This window comes from Methylobacterium sp. Leaf112, assembly GCF_001423295.1.
GTDB lineage: Bacteria > Pseudomonadota > Alphaproteobacteria > Rhizobiales > Beijerinckiaceae > Methylobacterium.
Map to the genome: position 1 here is coordinate 386,491 of NZ_LMNG01000030.1, position 24,422 is coordinate 410,912.

The window sequence follows — 24,422 nt, forward strand, 5'->3', positions numbered from 1 at the left end:
GCGAACGGAATGCCCCGTGGACGGTCGCCCTGTACCGGGCAAGCCCTGGACGGGCCACTGGAAGATGACGGATCGCGCGCCATGAAACAGCCCCTCCGCCTCGGCGTCGCCGGCCTCGGCACCGTCGGTGCCGCCGTGGTCCGCATGGTCGCCCGCCGGGCCGACGCGCTCGCCGCCGCCAGCGGCCGCGAGGTCCGGGTCGCCGCCGTGTCGTCGCGTGATCGAGGCCGAGACCGTGGTCTCGACTTGACGGGCGTCACCTGGTTCGACGACCCCGTGGCACTTGCCGCGAGCCCGGACATCGATTGCGTGGTCGAGCTCATCGGTGGCGCCGAGGGTCCGGCGAAAGCCACGGTGGAAGCGGCACTCGCGGCCGGCAAGCACGTGGTCACGGCCAACAAGGCGTTGCTGGCGCGGCACGGCGCCGCCCTGGCCCGGGCGGCGGAAGCGAAGGGCGTCAGCCTCGCCTACGAGGCGTCCGTCGCCGGCGGCATCCCGGTGATCAAGGCCCTGCGCGAGGGGCTCACGGGCAACGCCGTGTCGCGCGTCTACGGGATCATGAACGGCACCTGCAACTACATCCTCACGCGGATGGAGCGCGAGGGCCTGACCTTCGAGGCCTGCCTCAAGGATGCGCAGGCCCTCGGCTACGCCGAGGCCGACCCGACCTTCGACGTCGAGGGCTTCGACACCGCCCACAAGCTCGCCATCCTCACGAGCCTCGCCTTCGGCGTGGAGATCGACGCCGAGGGCGTGTCGGTGGAGGGCATCTCGGCGATCCAGCCCCTCGACCTCACCATGGCGGAGGAGCTGGGCTACCGCATCAAGCTGCTTGGGGTCGCTCAGGTCGCCGAGGGCGGGATCGAGCAGCGCGTACACCCGACCATGGTGCCGAAATCCTCGGCCATCGCCCAGGTGATGGGTGTCACCAACGCGGTGACGATCGACGCCGACGCGGTCGGTGAACTCACCCTCATCGGCCCCGGTGCCGGCGGCGAGGCCACGGCCTCGGCGGTCGTCTCCGACATCACCGACATCGCGGCGAACGTGAACCGCCCGACCTTCGGCCGACCCAACGCGGATCTCGGCCCCTCCCAGCGCGTCGCCATGCAGCGGCACGAGGGCGGCTACTACATCCGCCTCACGGTCCACGACCGGCCCGGCGTCGCCGCGGGTGTCGCCACCCGCATGGCCGAGCGCGACATCTCCATCGAGAGCATCCTGCAGCGCCGTTCGGAGAGCGCGGCCTCCAAGGACCCGCACGGCCGCTCGGGCCAGCCCGTACCCCTCGTGCTGATCACCTACGCGGCCACCGAAGGAACCATCCGCGCGGCCCTCGACGCCATCGCGGCCGATGGTCTGCTGGCGGAGGCGCCCCAACTCATCCGGATCGAGCGGGAATAGGCGCCCGGCGCAAGATTTCGCTGGAACACCGGAAGAAAACGCCCGGAACAGTAGTGTTTCTCGAACTTTAGTTCATAGAGAGCGCACGAACGGCGAGAGGCGCGGACAGGTCCATGGCGTACGGCAAGACACCCCCCGGCGGTACGGTCGATCGTACCCTGGCCCTGGAACTGGCACGGGTCACGGAGCGCGCCGCCATCGCCGCCGCCCATCTGCGCGGCCAGGGCAAGGAGCGGGAGGCGGATCAGGCCGCCGTCGATGCCATGCGGGTCGAGTTGAATACGCTTCCCATCGACGGCACCGTGGTGATCGGCGAGGGCGAGCGCGACGAGGCGCCGATGCTCTACATCGGTGAACGCCTCGGCACCGGAGCGGGCCCGAAGGTCGATATCGCCGTCGATCCCCTCGAAGGCACCACCCTGTGCGCCAAGGACATGCCCGGCGCCATCGCGGTGATGGCGCTCGCCGAGGCCGGGTCCTTGCTGGCCGCCCCCGACGTCTACATGCAGAAGATCGCCATCGGCCCCGGCTATCCGGCGGGTCTCGTCGATCTCGATGCCAGCCCGGCCGACAACATCGCCGCCCTGGCGCGCCACAAGGGGATCGACCCCGCCCAGATCACCGCCATCATCCTCGACCGGCCACGGCATATGGCCCTGGTCGCCGCCGTGCGGGCGACGGGCGCCGGTATCCGCCTGATCTCGGACGGCGACATCGCCGCCATCATCCACACCACCAGCCCGGACGAGACCGGCGCCGACATCTACCTCGGCATCGGTGCCGCCCCCGAGGGTGTCATCGCCGCCGGGGTGCTGCGCTGCATCGGCGGCCATATGCAGGGCCGGCTCATCCTCGACAGTCACGAGAAGCGCGAGCGCGCGGCACGGATGGGCATCAGCGACCCGAACCGGAAGTACGAGCTCCACGACATGGCGCGCGGCGACGTCATCGTGGCGGCCACGGGGGTCACGGACGGAGCCCTCCTGAAAGGCGTGCGGTTCAAGCAAGGGCACGTCGAGACCGAGACGGTGGTCTATCGCTCGGCCACCGGCACCGTGCGCCGGATCATCGGCGAGCATCGCCGGACCCGACCCTTCGAAGGCTGACGATGGGACGGCCGGGACTCAGTCCCGGCAGCCGTTCCGTTGCTCTTCACGCACGATATCGGCAATCTTCGCGCGATCGCGGGCGGAAAGCGGGACATCGCGGATTTCGTCGTAGCGGCAATCGGCGTTGCCGAAAGCCTTGATGCCGCGGGCCGTCTTGAAGCAGTAGCCGGCCTCGGCATAGACGGCATTGCGCTCGCCCCAGAACGCGTCGCACGGAAAGGCGGCCCAGGCCGGTGCGGCAGTCGGGACGAAAAGGCAGACAAGGATCAGACGACGCAGCATCGGAGAGCTCCCATGGATGCGCGATCCTGCCGCGTTTTCACGATGCCGCACATGTCCTCAGCCGTAAATTCCGAGCCGAGATTGCCCGGAGGCAGGCAAGCTTTCCCAAGTGGAGGCTCTCCGAGGCCCAAGAACTCCGCTCGATTGCTCCGGACCAGGCCGAGCCCGCTATCGAGCGGAGGCTGCCGTCAGTTGAAGAGCGAACCCACACCGCCCTGGACGCGCCCGAGGCCCTGCTTGGCGATGGGATTGCCGGGGTCGAGCTGCGCGGCGCGCTGGTAGCTCTCCATCGCCTCCTTGCGGCGGTTAGACTTCTCGTAGGCGACGCCGCGATAGGCCCAGGACGTCGCGTCCTTGTTGTTGACGTTGAGCGCCGCGTTGTAGTCCTCGATGGCCTTGTCGAACTGGTTGGTGGCAATCAGGCTCTGGCCGCGGGCGGCGTAGGGAGCGGCGACGAACGGGTTGCGGTCGATGGCGGCGTCGAAATCACCGATGGCCTGGGTGTTCTGGTTCTGCTTCTGCCGCACGAGCCCACGCGCGTGATAGGCCTCGGCGGATTCCGGCGTCAGGCGGATCGCCTGGTTGAGGTCGTTGCCGGCGCCTTCGAGGTCGCCCTGGGCGCGCAGCACGTTGGCGCGGCCGATATAGGCCGGGCCGTAGTTCGGGTCCGCCGCGATGGCCTTGGAGAAATCTCCGAGCGCAGCGTCGTTGCGGCCGATCTGGCGGTTGGCGAGCGCGCGGTTGTTGTAGGCCGAGGCCGAGTTCGGATCGATCTGCACCGCCTTGGTGAAATCGCCGATGGCGTCGTTGAACTGGCCCGAGCGCGCATAGGCCGCGCCGCGCGTGACATAGGCGGCGGCATCGTTCGGGTTGCGCTGGATCACTTCGCTGAGCGAGGCGATGTTCACGTTGGTGGCGCCCGTGGTGTCGGTCTCGAGGACGGCGAACTGCTTCGGCGCACCGGCATTGCCATAGGTCTCGCACCCACCGAGCGCGACCGCCACGAGGGCGGCCCCGATCAGCCCCGCCTTCGATGCCCGCAGCGTCAGAACCGTCATGAACCCGCTCCCCCCGGGCGTCCGTGCCCTGCACGGTACCGCCCAACCAACTTGTGCCCGAACCTGAGGCCGCCCCGATCCGCGAGCCCGCGCCGGAACGGTCGCGCATCGCGGTGAACGCACACTTAAGAAAGCGCCGTTCCCGACCCTCAAGCCCGGCGATGTGGCGAACGTATGGCTCGTGACACCGATGGGCTCCGGGGAGCCCCGGCGCCGGTCAAACGCTTCGGCCGTGTGGTGCCGGAGCCGCAGGTCAAGGCCTCCGTCAGGCTTCCGCGGCCTCGATGGCGCCGCTGAGCTCGAGCCACTCCTCCTCGGCCGATTCGAGGGCGCTGGCGGCGTCGGAGCGCATCTTCGCGAGTTCGCCCGCCTTGGCGGCGTTGGCCTGGAACGCGGTACCATCGGCGAGCGCCGCGTCGATCTTGGCCATGGCCTCGGCGAGCTTCTTCATGCGCGCCTCAACCGCCTCGATCTTCTTGCGCAAGGGAGCGAGGGCCACCCGGCGTTCGGCATTGGAGCGCCGCTCCACCGCCTTGACCCCGCCGGCCGCCTCGGACGCCTCCTTCTCCGCCGGCCGCTCGGGACCGGCGAGGACGAAGCGGCGATAATCGTCCATGTCGCCGTCGAAGGCCTTCACGCTGCCGTTGGCGACGAGCCAGAGCCGATCGGCACAGGCCTCGACCAGGAAGCGGTCGTGGGACACGAGGATCACGGCCCCTTCGTAATCGTTGATCGCCTCGACCAGGGCCTGCCGGCTCTCGATATCGAGGTGGTTCGTCGGCTCGTCGAGGATGAGCAGGTGCGGCCCCTTGAAGGCCGCGAGGCCCATGAGGAGCCGTGCCTTCTCGCCACCCGAGAGCTGGGAGACGGGCGTTTCGGATTTCGTGCCCGAGAAGCCGAGCCGCGCGGCGGCGGCGCGGGCCTTGGATTCCGGCACGTCCGGCATCAGGTCTCGGACATGGGCGTAGGCGCTCTCGGCGGGGCGCAACTCGTCGAGTTGGTGCTGGGCGAAGTAGGCGACCTCCATCTTGCCCGAGCGGCGCATCTCCCCGCTCAACGGTGGCAGGCGTCCGCCGATGAGCTTGCAGAAGGTCGACTTGCCGTTGCCGTTGGCCCCGAGCAGGGCCACGCGGTCGTCGGGGGCGAGGGACAGGTTGAGTCCCGACAGCACGATGCGGTCGGGGTAGCCGGCCTGGACCCGCTCCATGGCGACGATGGGCGGCGAGAGCGGCCGCTCCGGACTCGGCAGGCGGAAGGCCGGCACGTCGTCCTCGATCACCGAGGCGATGATTTCCATCTTGGCCAGCCGCTTGACGCGGGACTGCGCCTGCCGCGCCTTCGTCGCCTTGGCCTTGAACCGATCGACGAAGCTCTGGAGATGCGCCCGCTCGGCGTCCTGCTTCACCTTCGCCTTGGCCTGGAGCGTGCGCTTCTCGGCGACCTGGCGGGCGAACGAGGTGTAGCCGCCCCGGTAGATCGCGAGCTTGCCCCGGTCGAGGTGCAGGATGTGGTCGACGCACTCGTCCAGCAGGTCCCGGTCGTGGGAGATGATCACCGCCGTGCGCGGATAGCGTTCGAGGTAGTCGTACAGCCAGATGGTGCCTTCGATGTCGAGGTAGTTGGTCGGCTCGTCGAGCAGAAGCAGGTCGGGCTCGGAGAACAGCACCGCGGCGAGGGCCACGCGCATGCGCCAGCCACCCGAGAAGTCGGAGCACGGGCGGCCCTGCGCCTCGGCATCGAACCCGAGGCCGTGCAGGATCGCCGCCGCGCGGGCGGGTGCCGAATGCGCTTCGATGTCCACGAGCCGGGTCTCGATCTCGGCCCGGCGCAGGCCGTCGGCGTGTTCGGCGTCCGCCATCAGGCGCGCGCGCTCGGTGTCGGCCGCGAGCACGACGGCGTGCAGGGTCTCGGGGCCGGCCGGGGCCTCCTGGGCGACGGCGCCGATGCGCATGCCCTTGGGCATCGACACGGTTCCGCCCTCCGTCGGCAACTCGCCGAGGATCGCCCGGAACAGGGTGGTCTTGCCGGCCCCGTTGCGGCCGACGAGCCCGACCCGGGCCCGGTCCGGAATGACGAAGGTGGCGCCGTCGAGGATCAGGCGCTCGCCGATGCGATAGGTAAGGTCGTTGACGCGCAGCATGGACGGCGTTCTGGCGCCGTGCCCCGGCCGTGGCAAGCGTCGCACCGCGGTTTCGAACCCTCCCGGACGGTTTCCCCGCCGGCGCGCCGGATCGGACGCGTTCCGAGGCGGCGGGATCGGCGCGGGGCGGGCCTATCCACGCCGATCTGGGAGGCGGCGGCTTGACCGCTCCAGACCCGGCGGTCACCATCGCGGCGCGGTAAGGACCTGTCAGGTGCCGGGCTAGAATGCCGGATCGGCGGCGATCCCCTTGAGGTCAGGATCGGGCGCAGGGCGCCACCAGGAGTTTTTTCGATGAGTCGGCTGGCGACAATCCCGTTCTTCAAGGAACCGGGAATCGAGTTGTCGTCCTACGAGACGCGCTGTCATTGGCGCCGGTTCGACGAGAACGAGGTCCTGGTCGACTACGACGACGTCTCAACCGACGTGTACTTTCTCGCCTCCGGCGAGGTTCGCATCCTCAACCGGTCGCAATCCGGCAAGGAGGTGATCCTCGGCGAGATGCGCGGCGGCGCGTTCTTCGGCGAACTCGCAGCACTCGATGGCATCGGCCGTTCGGCCAACGTCACCGCGCTGACGCGGGGCGAGGTCTGCGTGGTGCCGGCGCCGATCTTCCGCCAGATGATCTTCGCCTCGGAGGCCATCGCCGACCGGCTGTTCCGCCTCCTCGCCAAACGCGTGCGCGAACTCAACACCCGCATCATGGAGCACGCGCTCCTCGATCTGCGTCATCGCCTCTACGCCGAACTGCTCCGCCTCTCGGTGCCGCGCACGGGCGGGGACGGCGCGCGCGTCGTGACCCCACCGCCCTATCACCACGTGCTCGCCGCCCGCATCGGCTGCCGGCGCGAGCAGGTGACCCGCGAATTCACCGTCATGGCGGCCGACGGTCTCATCGACCGCACCCGCGGTGCCCTCGTGATCCGCCGGCCGGACCTGCTGGAGGCCCGCGTGGCCGAGGCTCTGCGGGAGGACAGCTGAACCTTGGGCGATACCGGTTCAGTGCCCCGCCTCGGTCTGGAGGGAGTCACGAAGCGTTTCGGCGACGGGGTCGCCGTAGCGGATGTGTCGCTGGCCCTGGCGGCGGGGGAATTCTTCTGCCTGCTTGGGCCATCGGGCTGCGGCAAGAGCACGTTGCTGCGTCTGATCGCGGGGTTCGAGACGCCGAGCACCGGGCTCATCCGGGTCGATGGTCTGGATCTGGCAGGCCTGCCGCCGCATCGGCGGCCGGTGAACATGATGTTCCAGTCCTATGCCCTGTTCCCGCACAAGACCGTCGCGGGCAACATCGCCTACGGCCTCGATGGTCTGAGCCGGACGGACAGGAGCGCCCGGGTGAAGACCCTGCTGGCCCGCGTGCGCCTGGAGAACTTCGAAGACCGCAGGATCGAGACCCTGTCCGGCGGCCAGCGTCAGCGCGTGGCCTTGGCCCGCGCTCTGGCCCGCGAGCCGGGCGTCCTTCTCCTCGACGAGCCCCTCGGCGCCCTCGATCGGGGCCTTCGCGAGGAGACGCAAGGGGAGTTGCGCGCCCTCCAGCGCCGGCTCGGCACCACCTTCGTCATGGTCACGCATGATCCCGGCGAGGCGATGGCGCTGGCCGACCGCATCGGGGTGATGGATCGGGGCCGCCTCGTGCAGGTGGGCGACGCCGCCACCCTGTACGAACGTCCCGCGACCCGCTTCGTCGCCGGCCTGCTCGGCGACGTGAACCTGATTCCCGGCCGGATCACCGGGCGCGACGGCGAGTGGATCGTGGTCGAGACCGGGTTCGGCCCGCTGCGCGCCTCTGCCTCCGAATCCGCCCCGGGGGAGGGGGAAGCGGCCACCCTCGCCCTTCGCCCGGAACGGATCGGCATGGATGCCTCGGAGGGACCCGCCGGCACGATCACGGAGGTGACCTACCTCGGCGTGCGCGTGCGCAGCCAGGTCCGCATGAACGACGGTACGCTCCTGCGGGTGAGTACGCCGGCGGCGAGCCATGCATTCGGCCTCCAGGCCCGGGACCTCCATGGCCCAGGCGACACGATCCGCCTCGACCTCGCCCCCGAGGCCTGCCGGATCCTACCGCCATGATCCGGTTGCCGGCATGATCAGACCCGCCCGCCTCCTGGCCCTGGTACCGGCCCTGTGGCTCGGAGCCTTCGTGCTCCTGCCGGGCCTGATCATCCTCAAGATCAGCCTCTCCTCCGCGGCCACGGCCCAGCCGCCCTACCTGCCCGTGCTCGATTGGAGTGCGGGCTTGGAGGGGTGGAGCAGCTTCCTCGAAGCCCTCGATTTCACCAATTTCGAAACCCTCCTGAGCGATACCCTCTACCGGGATGCCGCCCTGTCGTCCCTGGCGCTGGCAGGGCTCGCGACACTGATCCTGGCGCTGATCGGCACGCCCATCGCCCATGCCATGGCGCGCGCGCCGGAGCGGGCGCAACCCCTGCTGGTCGCCCTCGTCATCGTGCCGTTCTGGACGAGCTTCCTCATCCGCATCTACGCCTGGATCGCGATCCTCAAGCCGGAAGGCCTCCTGAGCGGCGCCCTCCTGCGCCTCGGACTGGTCGACCGCCCCCTGGAGGTCCTCGGCACGCAAGGGGCGATCCTCATCGGGCTGACCTACGCCTATCTGCCGTTCATGGTGCTGCCGCTCTACGCCGTCATGGCGCGCCTCGACCCGCATCTGCGCGAGGCCGCGGCGGACCTCGGCGCCTCGCCGGCGCGGGTCTTCTGGAGCGTGACCTTGCCCTTGGCGCGGCTGGGCCTCATGGCCGGAGCGCTCCTGTGCTTCGTGCCGATGGTCGGCGAATTCATCATCCCGGATCTGCTCGGCGGCTCCGACACCCTGATGCTCGGTCGCGTTCTGTGGAGCGAGTTCTTCTCCAATCGCGACTGGCCGCTGGCGTCTGCGGTGGCGATCCTCATGCTCGCCCTCCTGGTCGTCCCCATGGTTCTCCTGCGCGACTCCGGCGCGCGTCCAGGGGAGGCGGGGCGGTGAGCGTCTTCGGCCGCCTTTCCTTAAGCCTCGGCCTCGCCTTCCTGTACGGGCCGATCTTCGTTCTCGTGGCGTACTCGTTCAACGCCTCGGCGCTGGTCACGGTCTGGGGTGGATTCTCGACCCGCTGGTACGGCGTGCTGTTCGCCGATGGGCCGTTGCTCGCCGCCGCAACCGTGTCCCTGCACGTCGGCGTCGCGGCGGCGGCGCTCGCCACCCTGTTCGGCACCTTCGCTGCGCTCGCCCTCGATCGCGGCGGACGTTTCCCCGGTCGGCCCGTCTTCGGCGGCCTTCTCTACGTTCCCATGGTCATGCCTGAGGTCGTCACCGGGCTGGCCCTGCTGCTGCTGTTCGTCGGAACCGGCTTCGAGCGCGGCCTCGTCACCCTCGTGGTAGCGCACGCCACCCTCGGCCTCGGCTTCGTCGCGGTGATCGTCGGTGCCCGGTTGAAAGGCATCGACCGCGCCCTGGAGGAAGCGGCCGCAGATCTCGGCGCCGGGCCGCTGCGTGTGTTCGCCACGGTCACCCTGCCGCTCATCGCTCCGGCAGTGGCGGCGGGCTTCCTGCTGGCCTTCACCCTGTCCCTCGACGATCTCGTGATTGCGAGCTTCGTCACCGGACCGGGCGCCACCACTCTGCCGATGCGCCTCTACAGCCAGGTCCGCCTCGGGGTGAACCCGGAAATCAACGCCGCCTCGACACTGCTGGTCGGTGGCGTCACCACCATCGTCCTCACCGCCTCATGGCTGTCGGCACGTCCCGCACGGTCTTCGGTGAAATCCGTCTGATCGCCACGCGATGCGGGCGACCATCGGCTGACGCTAGGGCGATGGGGCGACGGAGCAGGATCAGGGCGCGTAGGCACGGGCGGCCGGCGGCAGATCAGGCTTCCCGCCTGCCGCTGGATGGCGCAGGGCACCGGTCGCCGTGAAGCCGGAGTCGCCATCCTCCGGGGCGGCCTTGCGGACCACGACGGCGTTCCACGGGCCGGTGATGGCATAGCTCGGCCCCGGCCGGGTGGTTCCATCGGGGGCCGCGCGCGGCAGGATCTGCGCCCGCGTCTCGATGCGACGCTCGGGGAGGACGACGGCGCCGCTCAAGGCTCCGGTCAGCGCCGATGTCCGCAGGGTGGCGTCGACGATTTCTCCGATGCCATCGACGACCCGCAGGCTCAGGCCGGCATGCTCGAAGGCGGTCCGGCCGTTGCGGCGGGCCAGCGCGCCGGCCGCGACGGCACCGTTGCGGTGGACGACATCGGCGAGATCGATCCCCGCCAGGGCACCACCGTCGATGGCGACGCTCGCGCGTCCATCGATATGGCGCACGAGGGCGTCCGGCGTCGTTCCCGCGCCCTCGAAGGTGAACTGACCGCGTGCGCCTCCGAACACCCAGCGATCCTGGCCGAGATCGACCAGGAGGGCGCCGAGGTCGAGACGGTCGAAAGCGCCCTGGAGCCTGACCTCGGTCTTGTCCGGATCGTCCACCCCGGGCGTGAGGCCGAGGCGGCCCTTCACCAGCCCCCCCTGCAGGGTCGCGCGATTCAGGGATGCCTCGATACCGCCCTGGCGCACCAGGACGCTCGCGGCCACGTCCTCGAACGCGAGCGGTCCCATGCGGGCCTGGCCGGCCGAGATCCGCAAATCGAGGTCTCCCCCCGTGAGGGGCCGCAGGGCGAGACTGCGTCCGGTCCGACCCGGCGGGTCGTCCGCATCGAGGCCGAAGAGGCGCAGGGTTTCGGCGAGGAGGGGCGCGAGGTTGAGGGTGTCGGCCGCCAGGGTCGCCTGGATCGACGGACGCGCACCTGCCAGGGAAACGGAGCCGGCGCCCTCGAAACGGTCCTCGCCGATATTCAGGCGCACGCTCGGCAACAGAAGGGTCCGCTCGCGTACCTCGAAGCGGCCCGAGAGGGCGAGGGCTTCGATCACCGGGGAGAGAGCCATATCGCCCCCCATCCACCCCAGGGTCTCGGGCACGGATCGAGTCCGCAGACTGGCGCTGCCGGTGAGCGCCGGTTGAGCCGTGAAAGACCCATCTCCCTCGATGGAAAGGCTGCCCGCCGGCCAATCGGCCGTCGCCGCGAACGGGCTGCGTGCGCCGGCGGCGAGATCGGCCGCCCGTAATCCCGAAACGGTGAAGCGGGCCGGAACCGCGTTCCAGCGGAACGCGCCCGCGATGTCGATCTCCGGGCTCCAGGCCGGCCAGGAGACGTTGAGATCGACATCCTGCGCGGTCTGGGCCTGTCCGTCACGCAAGTCGCGCCCGGTCACGGTGACACGGCTCAGGGTCAGGCGACGGGGATGGGCCGCGCCCGGCTCCAACAGACGCGCTGCCCGTGCCCTCGGTTCGGCCCACCGCATATCGTCGTCGCGGGTCGGCAGGTTCACCATCCCGCCCTCGAGGGAGGCGGTGGTGACCTCGATGCGGCCAGTCAGGAGGGCGAAGAGATTGAACTGGAGCTTGAGGGCTCCGCCTTCGGCGAGGGGGATCTCGCCGCCCATCGAAGTGAGGCGCACGCCGCCGAGGCTGAGGCGGGGCAGGGGAAGGAGAGCCGATTCCGCGGGGCCGGAGGCGCTCAGGACGATCCCGTAGGTACGTGCGAGCGGGCCGCCGAGAAAGGCGACCGCGCGCTCGGTCGGTACCGCCCACGGGAGACAGCCCGCCGCGAGGCCGGCGGCCAGGACACCCAGGCCGAGGAGGGAAGCGAGACGTCGCAGCGACAGGGCACTCCGTGCGGAGGAACGCGAGCCGGACCCTTCCGGCGCGTCCAGCCGATGATCGTCACGGGCGCCCCCACCCATCGACGAACACTGATGCGATTCAAATCCCTACGCCCTCCGGAGCGGTTTGTCTCCCAGGGCCCGGGGCCGTGCACCGGCCAATGCCGGCGCGGGAGGGGACGTCCGAATCGGATGACACCGGTGGGGACCTGTCGGGGCGCATGGTAAACCCCCGCTGGTCATCACGAATTGCTTGGCGTAACCGCAGCGAGGCGCGATGCTGACGGCGGGCGGAAAACCTGTTGCCGGAGACCTTTGGGGAGGGCGTTGATGAAGAAGGTACGCAAGGATGCGACGGAGGCCCTGGCCGGTCTCCTGACCGACGGGATGACGGTGATGGCCGGGGGCTTCGGCCTGTGCGGGATCCCCGACGAACTCATCGACGCGATCCGCGCGTCGGGGGTCAAGAACCTCACCGTGATCTCGAACAACGCCGGCATCGACGGCGTCGGCCTCGGCAAGCTGCTCGAGACCCGGCAGGTCGCCAAGATGATTTCGTCCTACGTCGGCGAGAACAAGGAATTCGCCCGGCAGTATCTCGGCGGCGAACTCGCCATCGAGTTCAATCCGCAGGGGACCCTCGCCGAGCGCATCCGCGCGGGCGGTGCCGGCATTCCGGCCTTCTTCACCAAGACGGGCGTCGGCACCCTCATCGCCGAGGGCAAGGAGGTGCGTGAGTTCGAGGGTGAGAACTACGTGATGGAGCGCGGTCTGTTCGCCGATCTGTCCATCGTCCACGCCTGGAAGGGCGATACGGAGGGCAACCTCGTCTACCGGAAGACGGCGCGCAACTTCAATCCGATGATGGCCACGGCCGCCAAGGTCACCGTCGCCCAAGTCGAGCACCTCGTGCAGCCGGGCGAGATCGACGGTGACGCGGTCCACACGCCGGGCATCTTCATCAAGCGGATGATCCACGTGGCGACCCGCGAGAAACGCATCGAGCAGCGCACGACGCGCAAGCGCGGCGAGCCCGCCATCCCCCCCGCCGCCGTCTGACGAGAACGCAGGAGACACCCCCATGGCCTGGACCCGCGAACAGATGGCGGAGCGCGCCGCCAAGGAGCTGCGCGACGGCTTCTACGTGAACCTCGGCATCGGCATTCCGACGCTGGTGTCGAACTACATTCCCGACGGCATGTCGGTGCAGCTGCAATCGGAGAACGGCATGCTCGGCATGGGCCCGTTCCCGTTCGAGGGCGAGGAGGACCCCGACCTCATCAACGCCGGCAAGCAGACCATCACCGAGCTGCCGACCACGAGCTACTTCTCGTCCTCCGACTCGTTCGGAATGGTGCGGGGCGGGCACATCAACCTGTCGATCCTCGGCGCCATGCAGGTCGCTCAGAACGGCGATCTCGCCAACTGGATGATCCCCGGCAAGATGGTGAAGGGCATGGGCGGCGCCATGGACCTCGTGGCCGGCGTCAAGCGCGTCGTGGTGGTGATGGAGCATGTCGCCCGCAACAAGGACGGCTCCGAATCCCCCAAGCTTCTCTCGGCCTGCGACCTGCCGCTGACGGGAACGCAGGTGGTCGACCTCGTGATCACGGATCTCGGGGTCTTCACCATCGACAAGAAGGGGAACGGCGGCATGACCCTGATCGAGCTCGCCGACGGCGTGACCGAGGACGACATCCGGGCGAAGACCGAAGGGGCCTTCACGACGCGTCTCGCCTGAGCCGCCTCGTTTCGGGACGCCGAAGCCGGGCACGGCGCCCGCATGGCTAAGCGCCCGTTAAGCCGACTCGTCGAAATGTCGGCGCAGGCCGGGGACCGGGCGTTCCCGGCCTGCGTTGCGTAAGACGAGGATGATCGGCTGATGGATCACGTTCCGGCAAGGATGGACAATGTCGTGCCGTTCCGGCGGGCGGCCCCCACGACCCCACCCCCGGCCGGAAGCGTTCCGCGCAAGGCCACCAACGCGACCCGGCGCGGCGACCAGCGCGCGGTGATGGATGCGGTCTACGCCACCGGCACTCTGGCGGTCGCGGCCGGGGACCGGGAGACCAAGCTCATCGCCGCCCGTCTCCAGGTCTACGGCTTCCTGACCATCGAGGAGATCGACACCGACGGTGCGCTCCGGCGCCTGCGGCCCTCCGAGTCGATCCGCGCCCGCCCCGAACGCCCCTGGCGTGTCACCAAGGCGAGCTACGGCGCCGGTCTCGCCGTCTCGATCCCGGCCGTCGACGGCTTCCTGTTCGAACAGCCGGCCTGAGCGGAGGGCATCATGCGGTTCCCAGCGGAGCCGTGCGCTCGGGGCTAAGATCCTCGCGTTCGAGCTCAGCGCAGGCCGCGCAGCGCCATTTCCTCCGGCGCCTGTTCGGCGGCGTCCTGGCGCGCCAGCGCGGTCGCGAGATCGACGGGGCGGTAATCCCATGCGTCCATGCCGACATCGCAGGCACGGCTCGTGTCGGGCAGGCACGCATGCGTGTGTCCGTAGAGATGCCGCGTCCCACGCCAGAAGCCCGGCCAGGACCGGTGCGGGTAGTGCGACAGGAACAGGCGCCACGCCGCGCCGTCGGATGCCGCCACGGTGATCCGGGCGCTCGCCTCCGGCGGATCCGCCCATGGCAGGTCCAGCACCCGGTTGGTGTCGTGATTGCCCCGGATGAGCCGTTTGGTGCCGTTGAGGCGCGCGAACACCCACGCGCAATGCGCGCGACTGGCCCCTGCGGCGAAGTCCCCGAGGTGCCAGACGTCGTCGTGGGGGCCGACGACGGCGTTCCAGCGGTCGATCAGGGCTTCGTCATGGCCCTCGACGGAGCCGAAGGCGGACCGGCGCCGCTCGACGAGGGGCGCGTCTCCGAAGTGGGTGTCGGCCGTGAAGAAGGTTGCCATGCATCCTGCCGGGAGGGGCGCCCCCGGGACTCGAGAACGGCGAAAGGGCTCGCGGTTCCCGACATGGCGCGGCCCGAGCGGCCAGCAAGGCGACGTGCTGACTCAGGCGAGCCGACACCGTCGTCCTCCTGGCCGAACCGGCGCCGTCAGTCGTTGACCGCCGGAATGGCGAGCGGGGGTGTCTGCTGGTGCTGCACGACACGCCACTCCTCGTGGGAGAGACGTCGATACGTCGAGGTGCAATTGGCTTCGTAGGTCTCATCGTCCCGCGAGGCTTTCGCATTGTAGGCGATGACGATGAGGCCTTCCTGCGGACGGGAGATCTGGCCGTTGGAGATGTCGATGTGCGACCAGCGCGGCGTATTGGCGACGGCCTCGATCGCCTGATTGCCACTCATCACGAAGGGTGGGTGCGGCAGGACCATCAGGCATTCGCCGTCGACCAGTTCGCGATAATGATCGGCATCGCCGACCCAGAGACTCTTCTCGAAAGACCAGACCCGATTGTCGTCCACGGTGATATTCTCCCTCGTCCAAGGCTCGAGATCCAAGGCTGGTAGGAGAAGCCCAGCGCCGAAGGTTCGTTCCGCCGTCGTTCCGAGCCCTCGAATACGCTGCCCGTCGAGGATCGGGCCGACGGCCTGAACGCGGGGGTCGTACCGACGAGCGAATCCCCTGTTGGCAAGTCCCGCGACTTCTCGTCCACCTCGGAACACCCTGCACCTGCCCCCTGTTGCCCAGATCCACGCCACCGGCTGCCGCACTCCTGCGCAACCGGGTGGCTGAGTGACGAGTGCGTATGCAGTTTCCGAGAGACGACCGCGATCACGCTTTGGCCCACGCGTTCCGCGACTTCATCCGCGACCCGCCGTTCCCCTGTGTCGGCGCGAAATCGGCCTTGTCCAAGGGGCAGATGAAGATCGTGGTGGCCCGCGACATCACCTCCGGCTGGGACGACATGCGGATCTATCCCGCCCTCCTGGCCTTCGCGGCGCGCTACAAGCGGGCGCCTGATCTGTTTCAGAGCTTCGCAGTGGTGTTCGAGGGGCCGGGCGACCTCGGGGAAGAGCAGTTCGAGCGCCATCTCTGGGCCCGCGCCCAATCCCTCGCCGACAAGGATTGCTGGCTTGGCCAGCCATGGGACCAGCGTGTAGCCGACGATCCCGAGAGTCCGCATTTCTCCCTGAGTTTCGGCGGCGAGGCCTTCTTCATCGTCGGCCTGCATCCACGCGCGAGCCGACCCGCCCGGCGCTTCTCCTCTCCGGCGCTCGTGTTCAATCTTCACGCCCAGTTCGAGGCCCTGCGGGCGGCCAACCGTTACGAGAAGCTGCGGACCTCGATCCTCGAACGCGATGCGGCGTTGGCCGGGTCCGTGAACCCGATGCTGGCCCGCCACGGGGAAATGTCGGAGGCGCGCCAGTACAGTGGGCGGGCGGTGTCCGAGGCTTGGCGCTGCCCCTTCCAGGGCCGGACCGGAGCAGGCGGAACCCACGATGTGTGAGGCGCACGCATACAACGAGATCGCGCCGCGCTCAGGCGTCGCCTTCACCCTCGACAGGGGGCAGCGCCTCACGGTCATCGATCCGAAGGGCGAGCAGGTCGCGGATCTGTTGGCCTACAACCGGCGCGATACCGGTGAAGTCCTTTCTTCCGGGCGCACCCTCGACTACGCGAGCCGGATCTACCTCACCACGGGCGACCCACTGTATTCCAACCGCTCCAACGTGATGCTCACCATCGTGGCCGACACGGTCGGACGCCACGACTTCCTGCTGACCCCGTGCTCGAAGGATACCTTCCGGATCATCTATGGCGACACCGACCCGCATCGCGGCTGCTTCGGCAATCTGGCAGCGGCGCTCGCCCCCTACGGCATCGAGCCGGATCAGATCCCCATCGCGTTCAACTGCTTCATGAATGTGCCCATCGATGCGACGACCGGTGTCATCCGCGTGGAGGCGCCCCTGAGCCGGGCGGGAGATCACATCACCTTCGAAGCTCAGACCGACCTCGTCATCGGCCTGACGGCGTGTTCGGCCCTGCAATCCAACAACGGGAGCTTTAAGCCGATTTATTACCGAATCGATCCTCCAGCAGGTGCATGAGCGGAAGGGGGACATTCCGGCGCGCGTGAAATCCGCGCAAGCCCGTCATTGTCCGCAACGCCTCCGACTCCCGCGCGTAGGCCTTCCGATAGGGGCCCTCGCTGGCACCCACCGAAGCGGAGGAACGGTAGATGAAGCATAAGGCCCTGCGCGATCAGGTGATCGTCATCACCGGCGCCTCGTCCGGCATCGGCCTCGCGACCGCCCGCATGGCCGTGAAGAGCGGCGCGCGCGTCGTGCTCGCGGCCCGCAGCGGCACGGCCCTCGCCGCAATCGTGTCGGAGATCGAGGCAAGCGGCGGACGGGCGGTCTCCGTCGTGGCGGATGTCGGTGTGCGGTCCGATGTCGAGACGATCGCAGAAATGGCGGTCGCGACGTTCGGAGGCTTCGACACCTGGGTCAACGTCGCCGGCGTCACCATCTACGGTTCGCTGACGGAGGTGTCCGACACAGATCATGCCCGACTGGTGCAGACCAACCTCTGGGGCACCGTCTATGGCTCCCTCGTCGCCGTCGCGCATCTCGGGCGGCAGGGTGGAGCGCTCATCAATGTCGGCAGCGTCGCCTCCGATCTCGCCTTCCCGTTCCAGGGAATGTACTCGGCGACAAAGCATGCGGTGAAAGGCTTTACCGATGCGTTGCGCATGGAATTGCGACACGCCGGTACTCCGGTCTCGGTAAGCTTGATCAAGCCGACGTCCATCGACACGCCCCTGCCACGGCGTGCCCGCAACTACATGAACCGCGAACCGATGCTGCCCCCGCCGGTCTACCCGCCGGAAGAGGTCGCAAACGCAATCCTGCACTGTGCCGTGCATCCGCAGCGCGACGTCTTCGTCGGTGGCGCCGGAAAGGTGTTCGCGGCCAGCAAGGAATTCGCGCCCGGCGCGTTCGATCTCCTCGCCCCGGCCATCGTCGCCTTTCAGCAGCGGCCCGGCCGCCCGAGACGTCCGGCGGGCACGCTCCACGGACCGGAGCAGGACGACACCGGTCATGCGAGGGGCGATCAGCCCGGCTACGTCATGCGAACGAGCGCCTATACCCGTGCCAGCCTTCACCCGGTCGCGCTGATCGCCGGCGCAGTCGGTCTCGGCCTTGCCGCGACGGCTCTGGTGGCGCCGCGTTCCACCGGCCGACGGTCCTAAGATGAGGGCGACCGCACAACGCCTGCCATCCCCGCCACCCGTTCAACCTTCGACGGCCGACCGGGCTGTGGCGCGCCGGGTCGTCGACCTGGGCCAGGGTCGCACCCTCGCCTATGCGGAGGCGGGGGAGGGCCCCGCCATCGTCCTCATCCACGGGACATTGATGGCCCTGGAGGATTCCTGGCTCGCCCTCGTGCCGACTTTGGCCCAGCACTATCGCGTCATCGCGGTGGATCGACCAGGCCATGGGATGAGTGCGCGGCGGCGGCTCGTCGATGCCTCGCCCTGGCGCCAAGCGGAGATCATCCGGGATGCGATGGCGGCCATCGGCGTCGACCGCCCGTTGCTGATCGGTCACTCCTTCGGGGGCACCGTCGCGTTGTGCCACGCCCTGCGATTTCCGGAACAGACGGCCGGAATCCTCGCCCTCGCGCCGCTGTGCTTCCCGGAGATGCGTCTGGAACAGGTGCTCTTCGGGCCGCGGTTCACGCCCGGCCTCGGAGAGGTTCTGGGGCCATTGCTCGCGGGATTGGCCGACCCTGCCCTGCTGCCGCTCCTATGGCGCACGATCTTCCTGCCTCAGGCCATGCCGTCCTCGGTTGCCGAACGCTTTCCGTTCGCGCTGGCGAGCGGGTCGGAGCGGATGATCGCCGAAGGGGAGGATGCCGTCAGTGTCTGGACGGCGCTGACCCGCGCCGCGGCCGCTTACGGAACCTGCAAGGTGCCGGTTCATATCCTCGGGGGCACCGCCGACCTGGTTGTCAACAACGCCCTCCACGGCGCTCTGGCGGCGCAAGCGATCCCGCGCGCGCACTTCGACTGGGTGCCGGGCGCCGGCCATATGCTTCATCATTTTCACCAGAACACCGTGCTGGCGTCCGTGAGAGATCTGATCGAGCGTGACCACGTCGGACAAACAGGTCGGACAGGCGCAGCGCCCAAACTCGGCACACGGTGATCTCGGCCGACGAAGCTCGGGCCGAGACGCAACGGCACCGTCGAAACACGCGACAGCCCCGCCGCCCGATCGGATCACGGGTCGACGGGGCGTGCTTACGCAACAGGAGCCGGTACGCAACTTGGCTCGCAGCGAGAATGCCGGGGCTCGGTTATCATCACGTATCGTCACGGAACCCGGATTTCCCGAAACGGGAAAGGCCTCGAAGGCTCGGGGCCGATCCCACGTCGGTAGACACCGCTCCGAGACGTCCGGACCCTCGCCGGGTCGACCCGGGCCGCCAGACTGTCTTCCCCACGCGCAAGCGCTACCGGCTCGCAGTCGCACCGCTCAGGGTCAGTTCGAGGTAGCGCTGGGTCGTCGGCGCCACGAGGGCGGCGACGGCTTTGGCCATGCCTTCCTCCTGCTCGAGGGACAACGTGAAAGCCGACCTGTGCGCGCTCTGGCCGGCAGCCTCGCCGATGGTGAGAAGCGACGTATAGGCGGCGATCTCGAAATTCTCGAAGGCTTGGTTCGCAAAGGTGTTCTTGAGGATCTCGTCCTGGGCCGGCACGTGAGCGATGGCCATCATGTTGCCGACGAATCCAAGGAATCCCTCCTTCAGGACAGACGGCGTTTCCGACAGGGACGAGAGAGCTTCCTCCAACCGGTCGCGTTGGCCATGGGTTTCCTCGATGTGGCGGCGGAGAGCGACCTCCATCTCCGGATAGTTCTCGAGGCGCTCGACCTGCCGCTCCATGATCTGGAGCGCCTGCAACTCCAGGGCGTGGGTATTCTTGAGGGCCGTGACGTAGATCGCTCGTGCATCGCTGGTCATCGGACGCTTTCCTTACGACGATGGCGGCTATGGCCAAGTTACTGCGGTGAACTGCGCCTTGATGGCACGTGGTTCTTCGACAACTCTGCTCATGCCAACCCGTTGCGTATGCGCGATCAGAACCACGATGACGCTGAGCCGCACCTTCCATCCCGTTGGTGATCTTGCCCGTTGGTGATCTTGTGACACTTTGCCCCCGCCGCCACGCGAGCATCGAGCATCAAGCCATGGGCAACCCTGCGAGGCGACGAGGCCGGCGGCCCGGGAACCGAGGCGGCACCCAACCGGAACGTGGCCGCTGGCGGGGCGTTGCGCTCGGTCTAACCGATCGGCGCTCCGGAGATTTCCGTGCCACAGGGACACCCACTTCGGCTCTGGATCGTCCGCCACGGCGAGAGCTCCGGCAACGTCGCCCGGGATGCCGCACAGGCGACGGGCGCAGCCCGGATCGACATCCCCGAGCGCGATGTCGACGTCCCCTTGAGCGCCCTCGGACATCGGCAGGCCGGTGCCGTCGGCCGCTGGTTCGCGGCCTTGCCCGAGGACGAGCGCCCGAATCTGCTCCTCGCCTCGCCCTATCGTCGTGCGGTCGAGACCGCCGAAGCGATCAGGGGGGCGGGCGGCCTCGCGGCGGCGGCACCACCGCTTCTCGTCGACGAGCGCCTGCGGGAGAAGGAATTCGGTATCCTCGATCGCCTGACACGCGCCGGCATCGAGCGATACCATCCCGAGCAGGCCGCACTCCGGAGCGACCTCGGAAAGTTCTACCACCGCCCCCCAGGCGGCGAGAGCTGGTGCGACGTGATCCTGCGCCTGCGCAGCGCCCTCGATACGATCTCGCTCCATCACGATGGCCGCCGGGTGCTTCTCGTCGCACATCAGGTCGTGGTGCTGTGCTTGCGGTATCTTCTCGAGGAGATGACCGAGGATGGGATCCTCAGCATCGACGCGGACGGCGACGTAGCGAATTGTGGGGTGACCGAGTACGCCTTCTCGGCGTCGGCAGCGCCCGGCAGCGGTCTCGCGCTGGTGCGCTACAACTTCGTCGCACCCCTTGAGGCGGACGGCGCCCCCGTTACCTCCGAACCGGACACCGACGCCGTGCAATAGTTTTCGCGGCGACGATGGAGGATCGATCCATGCAGTCCGTCACGCCAGTCACCGAGCACCTGCTCCGGAGCATGGCCCCGCCCGAGCCGGACGGCGACAGCAAGGACAGTCGCGGTCGTGTGCTGATCACGGCGGGCTGCACCGGCCTTCCCGGCGCGGTACTTCTCGCCGCCAATGCGGCCCTGCGCGCCGGCGCCGGAAAGGTGCAGCTTGCCGTCTGCCGCGATCTCGCGATCCCGATGGGACTCGTCGTCCCGGAAGCCTTGGTGGTCGGCCTGTCACAGACCGAGGATGGCGGCATCAGCCGGGCCTGCGCCGACGGCCTCGCATCGCGTGCGGCATCCAGCGATGCGGTTCTGATCGGACCCGGCATGGCCGAGGACGCGGATACCGAGGCCGTGACCACCGCGCTCGTTCACAAGGCGAGGGACGTCGCCATCGTCCTCGATGCCGGTGCCCTGATCGCGCTCCGTGCCGACACCGACCTGACCCGCACGCGTAGGGAACCTGCGATCATCACCCCGCATGCCGGCGAGATGGCCCAGCTCCTCGGCCTGGAGCGCGAGGCGATCGAGGCCGATCCCCTCGCCGCGGCACGCCAAGCGACGGAGCGCTTCGGAACGGTGACGATCATGAAGGGCGGCCGGACTCACATCGTCGCCCCCGACGGCCGCGCATGGTGCTACGAGACGGGACATGTCGGATTGGCGACCTCCGGATCGGGGGACACGCTCGCCGGCATCATCGTCGGTCTGCTCGCCCGCGGCGCCGGACCGGAAACGGCCGCCCTGTGGAGCGTGTACGTTCACGGCGAAGCCGGTCGCCGCCTCGGACGCCGCTATGGCGGGATCGGCTACCTCGCCCGGGAAATCCCGAACGAGATCCCATCCATTCTGGCCGAGGTGCTCGTTTAGGTAGGAGATCGGCGGAGCTGAAGCCTGCCGATCGGAGCGCAATCGAGTCTCGGCGGTCCGACGCAATCCAGCCTTGCCGAGCGACCGACTTCGCGATAGCCAGAAGCATCGGCCCCCGTTCCCCGCGCGGATGGGAAGGCATAGGCTGAACCGATAAGTCGGGCCTGTAGCTCAATGGTTAGAGCCGACCGCTCATAACGGTCTGGTTGCAGGTTCGAGTCCTGCCGGGCCCACCACTTCCCCACTAAGCGCTTGTGGTGGAACAAGATACTGATAGAGAAGGGGTTTCTCAGCGCGACTGTGACACAGGACTGTGACACATGGCGGACGAACCCGTGGCCCATTACCCGAACCTCACGACTCGCGCTGGCACGTACTACTTGCGTATGCGCGTGCCCCTGGAACTGGTTCGGGAACTCGGCCGAACGCACATCACCAAGAGCCTAAAGACCAAAGAGCGCCGCGTGGCGCTGGCTCGCTTTCGATTGGCTCAGGCACAGGCTGAGAGAGACTTCGAGGCCGCCCGATGTCAGAAAAAGGATGCGGACGCCCTTCGTACGCTTCTAGCAAAGGGGCGCCTTGAGCGCTTGATGCCAGAGCAGGTGCAGGAGATCGCCCAGCGCTGGTTCGCTAGCGCCGTGCAACACGTTGCACGATCGGCTGAGGAACAGGAGCGCCTTCGCATCCTGGATTGGGACATCGTGTTGGAGGATGCAAAGGCTGAAGGTGCGCTTCTCGAAAGTCCCGATCCCCTCCACTACGAGGAGCGCATTCAACACACCACCGACCAAATACTGCTTGCTGCCGGCGTGCCGCCCGTGCCGCTCGGCTCGGGGAAAATCCAGCGGCGCGTTCGTCAGCCGAGGGTCGATCGCAACACAATGCAGTACCGGCAACTAGCTGGCTTCGTGCGTCGCGGCCTCATCTCCTTGAACCGGAATCACGTCGCGCAATTGACTGGCGAGCTGCATCTTGACCGAGCCGAGGAGATCGGCCTTTCAGCCATTGGAGGATCGCTGACGCCGAGGAGAACCCTGGATGAACTCATAGCCGCGTTCGAGGCTGATCCAGGGCGTGGAAGCCGAACTGGCAAAACGAACGTTGATTACGCGATGGTTTTTCTTGCCCTCCGAGAGGTCGTCGGGGCTTCCACCCCAGTCACACGCATCTCACGCGAGCAAGCCAAAAACGTCCGCGATCTCTTTAGGACGCTCCCGCCCAACGCAACGAAGCGGTTTCCTGGCAAGACACTTTCGCAGGCAGCGGAGATAGCAGCACGGACGGGCTTGGCATCCTTGAATACGCAGACGGTGAATTCACACCTGACGAAGGTCGCAACACTCTTTAACTGGGCTGTTCGAGAAGAGTGGATCGAGAAGAACCCTGCTTCGGGACTGTCGATCGACGAGGCCGCCCAGTCAAAACGTGAGCCGTTTTCGATTTCACAGTTACAGTCGATGTTCACGGCTCCCCTCTTCACAGGTTGCCAAGATGGCGATGCTGGGTACGCAAAGCCCGGCTCCGAGCGCCCCCGAAGTGCACGCTTCTGGGTGCCGCTACTAAGCCTGTTCCATGGGCTCCGCCTGAATGAGGCTTGCCAGCTTCGCCCCGAAGACATTGTCGAGCGCGATGGTGTGCCGGCGATCTTTGTCAGGTCCGCCGATATCAGCCAGCGCGTTAAGAGCCGTGCCGGGACCCGGATCATCCCTCTGCACCCCGAAATAATCGGCATCGGCTTCCTAGCCTTTGTGGTCCAGGCGCGTATCGACCAAAAGGAGCGCTTGTTCCCCGAGCTAAGTCAGGACACACGAGGCTACTATTCCGATGCTTTCCAAAAGTGGTTCTCCCGTTTTCTGGGTAGCTGCGGTGCGATCGGGCCCGGTAAGAGCTTCCACTGCTTCCGGCACGGCTGGGCGGACCGTCTACGTGAAGCAGGAGTGCCAGAAGTTCGTAGGCGGGCGCTGGGGGGCTGGGCCAACACCGGTGTTGACGCGGGTTATGGGCGTGGATTTCCCACTCGGATGCTGGCTGATGACATCGCGAGGGTCGCCTACCTCGGCCTTGACCTGACGTTCTTACGGACATCCTCCCCGAATAGCGAGACTGCTTCCACGCTTGGCGGTTGCTCTGTTGATGAGACCTGATAATGCTGGAGACGAAAGACGGGATTATCGCCTAGCTAGGTCTAAATGGCAAAGCACAAGGATTTTTTGGCTGTAACGTATGCGCTATAAATGTGATCCTTGTATTATAAAGATTCAATTAAAGAGAGATAAATAGATAAGCTGAAATAATTGAAGAGATACTGACCCATACTGGCGACATTAATAACTTACGGATGGCAATGAATGGAAAATGTTGCTAGGCACTTACAAGTCCGCGCTATATCTCTCCACCAGAGTGGAGATGATGGCGACACATTTGCTCGGTCTGCATACAACAGATACTACTATGCTATGTTTTTGAGCGTTCGAAGCTGCCTCTCGGGCCTGAATGCTGCATGGTCTCGACTTCCTCACTCTAACTACCCGGAAGTCTTGGAAAACACGGTACAGAAAAAGATAAACGATGGCCGTCGTCGCGCTCAGAAAATCAGTGATCAAAAGCTTTTAAGAATCTGCTCACAAGGACTCAATGCGGCGCGAAATCTAGCTGACATAATGAAGGCTGGCTACTCGATCAGGGTTATATCTGATTATCAGCCAGAGATAAGAGTATCATTTGATTCGAGTGATAGATTTAATTTAAACGGAGTTGACATAACTGTTGCTCACCAGTGGCC

The 24,422-nt window shown here is 67.3% G+C and carries 23 protein-coding genes and 1 tRNA gene; 17 read left to right on the forward strand and 7 right to left on the reverse strand.

Annotated elements, in window-relative coordinates:
* Positions 1-81: 81 nt before the first annotated feature.
* Together ASF52_RS15715 and glpX are read left to right on the forward strand one after the other, a co-directional pair.
* Complete coding sequence (locus tag ASF52_RS15715; protein ID WP_056173980.1) at positions 82-1,404, forward strand: homoserine dehydrogenase; 1,323 nt, start codon at positions 82-84, stop codon at positions 1,402-1,404.
* 113 nt (positions 1,405-1,517) lie between these two features.
* Positions 1,518-2,510 (forward strand): class II fructose-bisphosphatase, encoded by a 993-nt coding sequence (gene glpX, locus ASF52_RS15720; protein ID WP_056173982.1) that lies wholly within the window; start codon positions 1,518-1,520, stop codon positions 2,508-2,510.
* Positions 2,511-2,528: 18 nt separating this feature from the next.
* Here the strand turns inward: glpX and ASF52_RS15725 are convergent, their stop codons facing one another.
* From ASF52_RS15725 to ASF52_RS15735, 3 genes are all read right to left on the reverse strand, one after another.
* Positions 2,529-2,795: a YARHG domain-containing protein gene (locus tag ASF52_RS15725; RefSeq protein ID WP_056173985.1), complete on the reverse strand. Its 267-nt coding sequence runs from the start codon at positions 2,793-2,795 to the stop codon at positions 2,529-2,531.
* A gap of 188 nt (positions 2,796-2,983) precedes the next feature.
* Positions 2,984-3,853 (reverse strand): tetratricopeptide repeat protein, encoded by an 870-nt coding sequence (locus tag ASF52_RS15730; RefSeq protein WP_056173988.1) that lies wholly within the window; start codon positions 3,851-3,853, stop codon positions 2,984-2,986.
* A gap of 265 nt (positions 3,854-4,118) precedes the next feature.
* On the reverse strand, positions 4,119-5,993 hold the full coding sequence (locus ASF52_RS15735; RefSeq protein ID WP_056173992.1) for an ABC-F family ATP-binding cassette domain-containing protein: 1,875 nt from the start codon (positions 5,991-5,993) through the stop codon (positions 4,119-4,121).
* Positions 5,994-6,287: 294 nt separating this feature from the next.
* On the opposite strand from ASF52_RS15735, the gene ASF52_RS15740 reads away from it, so the two are divergent.
* Genes ASF52_RS15740 through ASF52_RS15755 form a run of 4 tightly spaced genes read left to right on the forward strand, consistent with a single transcriptional unit; the run spans position 6,288 to position 9,761 of the window.
* Positions 6,288-6,974, forward strand: a complete 687-nt coding sequence (locus ASF52_RS15740; RefSeq protein WP_056092281.1) for a Crp/Fnr family transcriptional regulator — start codon at positions 6,288-6,290, stop codon at positions 6,972-6,974.
* Between the two features lie 21 nt (positions 6,975-6,995).
* The gene (locus ASF52_RS15745) at positions 6,996-8,066 is read left to right on the forward strand and encodes an ABC transporter ATP-binding protein (protein ID WP_244473830.1); all 1,071 of its coding nucleotides are present in this window, start codon (positions 6,996-6,998) and stop codon (positions 8,064-8,066) included.
* The gene (locus ASF52_RS15750) at positions 8,002-8,976 is read left to right on the forward strand and encodes an ABC transporter permease subunit (protein WP_082515338.1); all 975 of its coding nucleotides are present in this window, start codon (positions 8,002-8,004) and stop codon (positions 8,974-8,976) included. Before ASF52_RS15745 ends, ASF52_RS15750 begins: the two co-directional genes overlap by 65 nt.
* Positions 8,973-9,761 (forward strand): ABC transporter permease, encoded by a 789-nt coding sequence (locus ASF52_RS15755; protein WP_056174000.1) that lies wholly within the window; start codon positions 8,973-8,975, stop codon positions 9,759-9,761. Before ASF52_RS15750 ends, ASF52_RS15755 begins: the two co-directional genes overlap by 4 nt.
* Positions 9,762-9,821: 60 nt before the next feature.
* On the opposite strand, the gene ASF52_RS15760 is transcribed toward ASF52_RS15755, so the two are convergent.
* Complete coding sequence (locus ASF52_RS15760; RefSeq protein ID WP_244473831.1) at positions 9,822-11,771, reverse strand: AsmA family protein; 1,950 nt, start codon at positions 11,769-11,771, stop codon at positions 9,822-9,824.
* A 249-nt stretch (positions 11,772-12,020) separates the two neighbouring features.
* Here ASF52_RS15760 and ASF52_RS15765 point away from each other — a divergent pair, with 249 nt between their 5' ends.
* The 3 genes from ASF52_RS15765 to ASF52_RS15775 all read left to right on the forward strand — a co-directional run bounded on the left by ASF52_RS15765 (position 12,021) and on the right by ASF52_RS15775 (position 13,968).
* A complete protein-coding gene (locus tag ASF52_RS15765; RefSeq protein WP_056174004.1) occupies positions 12,021-12,749 on the forward strand; it encodes a CoA transferase subunit A in 729 nt (242 codons plus the stop codon).
* A gap of 22 nt (positions 12,750-12,771) precedes the next feature.
* Entirely contained in the window at positions 12,772-13,431 is a 660-nt protein-coding gene (locus ASF52_RS15770; protein ID WP_056174007.1) for a 3-oxoacid CoA-transferase subunit B, read from the forward strand.
* Positions 13,432-13,572: 141 nt separating this feature from the next.
* Positions 13,573-13,968, forward strand: a complete 396-nt coding sequence (locus tag ASF52_RS15775) for a hypothetical protein (RefSeq protein WP_056174012.1) — start codon at positions 13,573-13,575, stop codon at positions 13,966-13,968.
* A 65-nt stretch (positions 13,969-14,033) separates the two neighbouring features.
* Here the strand turns inward: ASF52_RS15775 and ASF52_RS15780 are convergent, their stop codons facing one another.
* Entirely contained in the window at positions 14,034-14,591 is a 558-nt protein-coding gene (locus ASF52_RS15780) for a metallophosphoesterase (RefSeq protein ID WP_056174015.1), read from the reverse strand.
* A gap of 146 nt (positions 14,592-14,737) precedes the next feature.
* The gene (locus ASF52_RS15785; RefSeq protein ID WP_056174180.1) at positions 14,738-15,106 is read right to left on the reverse strand and encodes a hypothetical protein; all 369 of its coding nucleotides are present in this window, start codon (positions 15,104-15,106) and stop codon (positions 14,738-14,740) included.
* Positions 15,107-15,390: 284 nt separating this feature from the next.
* Here ASF52_RS15785 and gntA point away from each other — a divergent pair, with 284 nt between their 5' ends.
* The 4 genes from gntA to ASF52_RS15805 all read left to right on the forward strand — a co-directional run bounded on the left by gntA (position 15,391) and on the right by ASF52_RS15805 (position 18,799).
* A complete protein-coding gene (gntA, locus tag ASF52_RS15790) occupies positions 15,391-16,092 on the forward strand; it encodes a guanitoxin biosynthesis heme-dependent pre-guanitoxin N-hydroxylase GntA (RefSeq protein ID WP_056174018.1) in 702 nt (233 codons plus the stop codon).
* Positions 16,085-16,696, forward strand: coding sequence for a DUF1989 domain-containing protein (locus ASF52_RS15795; RefSeq protein ID WP_056174021.1), 612 nt, complete (start codon positions 16,085-16,087; stop codon positions 16,694-16,696). Before gntA ends, ASF52_RS15795 begins: the two co-directional genes overlap by 8 nt.
* Positions 16,697-16,827: 131 nt before the next feature.
* Positions 16,828-17,841 carry an SDR family oxidoreductase gene (locus ASF52_RS15800; RefSeq protein WP_056174024.1) on the forward strand — a complete coding sequence of 338 codons (1,014 nt, stop codon included), beginning with the start codon at positions 16,828-16,830 and terminating at the stop codon, positions 17,839-17,841.
* A gap of 1 nt (position 17,842) precedes the next feature.
* Complete coding sequence (locus ASF52_RS15805) at positions 17,843-18,799, forward strand: alpha/beta fold hydrolase (protein ID WP_082515339.1); 957 nt, start codon at positions 17,843-17,845, stop codon at positions 18,797-18,799.
* Between the two features lie 307 nt (positions 18,800-19,106).
* Here the strand turns inward: ASF52_RS15805 and ASF52_RS15810 are convergent, their stop codons facing one another.
* Positions 19,107-19,616 (reverse strand): ferritin-like domain-containing protein, encoded by a 510-nt coding sequence (locus tag ASF52_RS15810; RefSeq protein ID WP_056174027.1) that lies wholly within the window; start codon positions 19,614-19,616, stop codon positions 19,107-19,109.
* A 348-nt stretch (positions 19,617-19,964) separates the two neighbouring features.
* Here ASF52_RS15810 and ASF52_RS15815 point away from each other — a divergent pair, with 348 nt between their 5' ends.
* The 4 genes from ASF52_RS15815 (at position 19,965) to ASF52_RS22150 (ending at position 23,784) form a co-directional block, all read left to right on the forward strand.
* The gene (locus ASF52_RS15815; RefSeq protein ID WP_056174028.1) at positions 19,965-20,726 is read left to right on the forward strand and encodes a histidine phosphatase family protein; all 762 of its coding nucleotides are present in this window, start codon (positions 19,965-19,967) and stop codon (positions 20,724-20,726) included.
* Between the two features lie 29 nt (positions 20,727-20,755).
* Positions 20,756-21,640, forward strand: a complete 885-nt coding sequence (locus ASF52_RS15820) for an NAD(P)H-hydrate dehydratase (RefSeq protein ID WP_056174030.1) — start codon at positions 20,756-20,758, stop codon at positions 21,638-21,640.
* Between the two features lie 160 nt (positions 21,641-21,800).
* Positions 21,801-21,876, forward strand: a tRNA-Ile gene (locus ASF52_RS15825).
* Positions 21,877-21,960: 84 nt separating this feature from the next.
* Positions 21,961-23,784, forward strand: a complete 1,824-nt coding sequence (locus tag ASF52_RS22150) for a site-specific integrase (protein WP_082515340.1) — start codon at positions 21,961-21,963, stop codon at positions 23,782-23,784.
* The last annotated feature ends 638 nt before the right edge of the window (positions 23,785-24,422 follow it).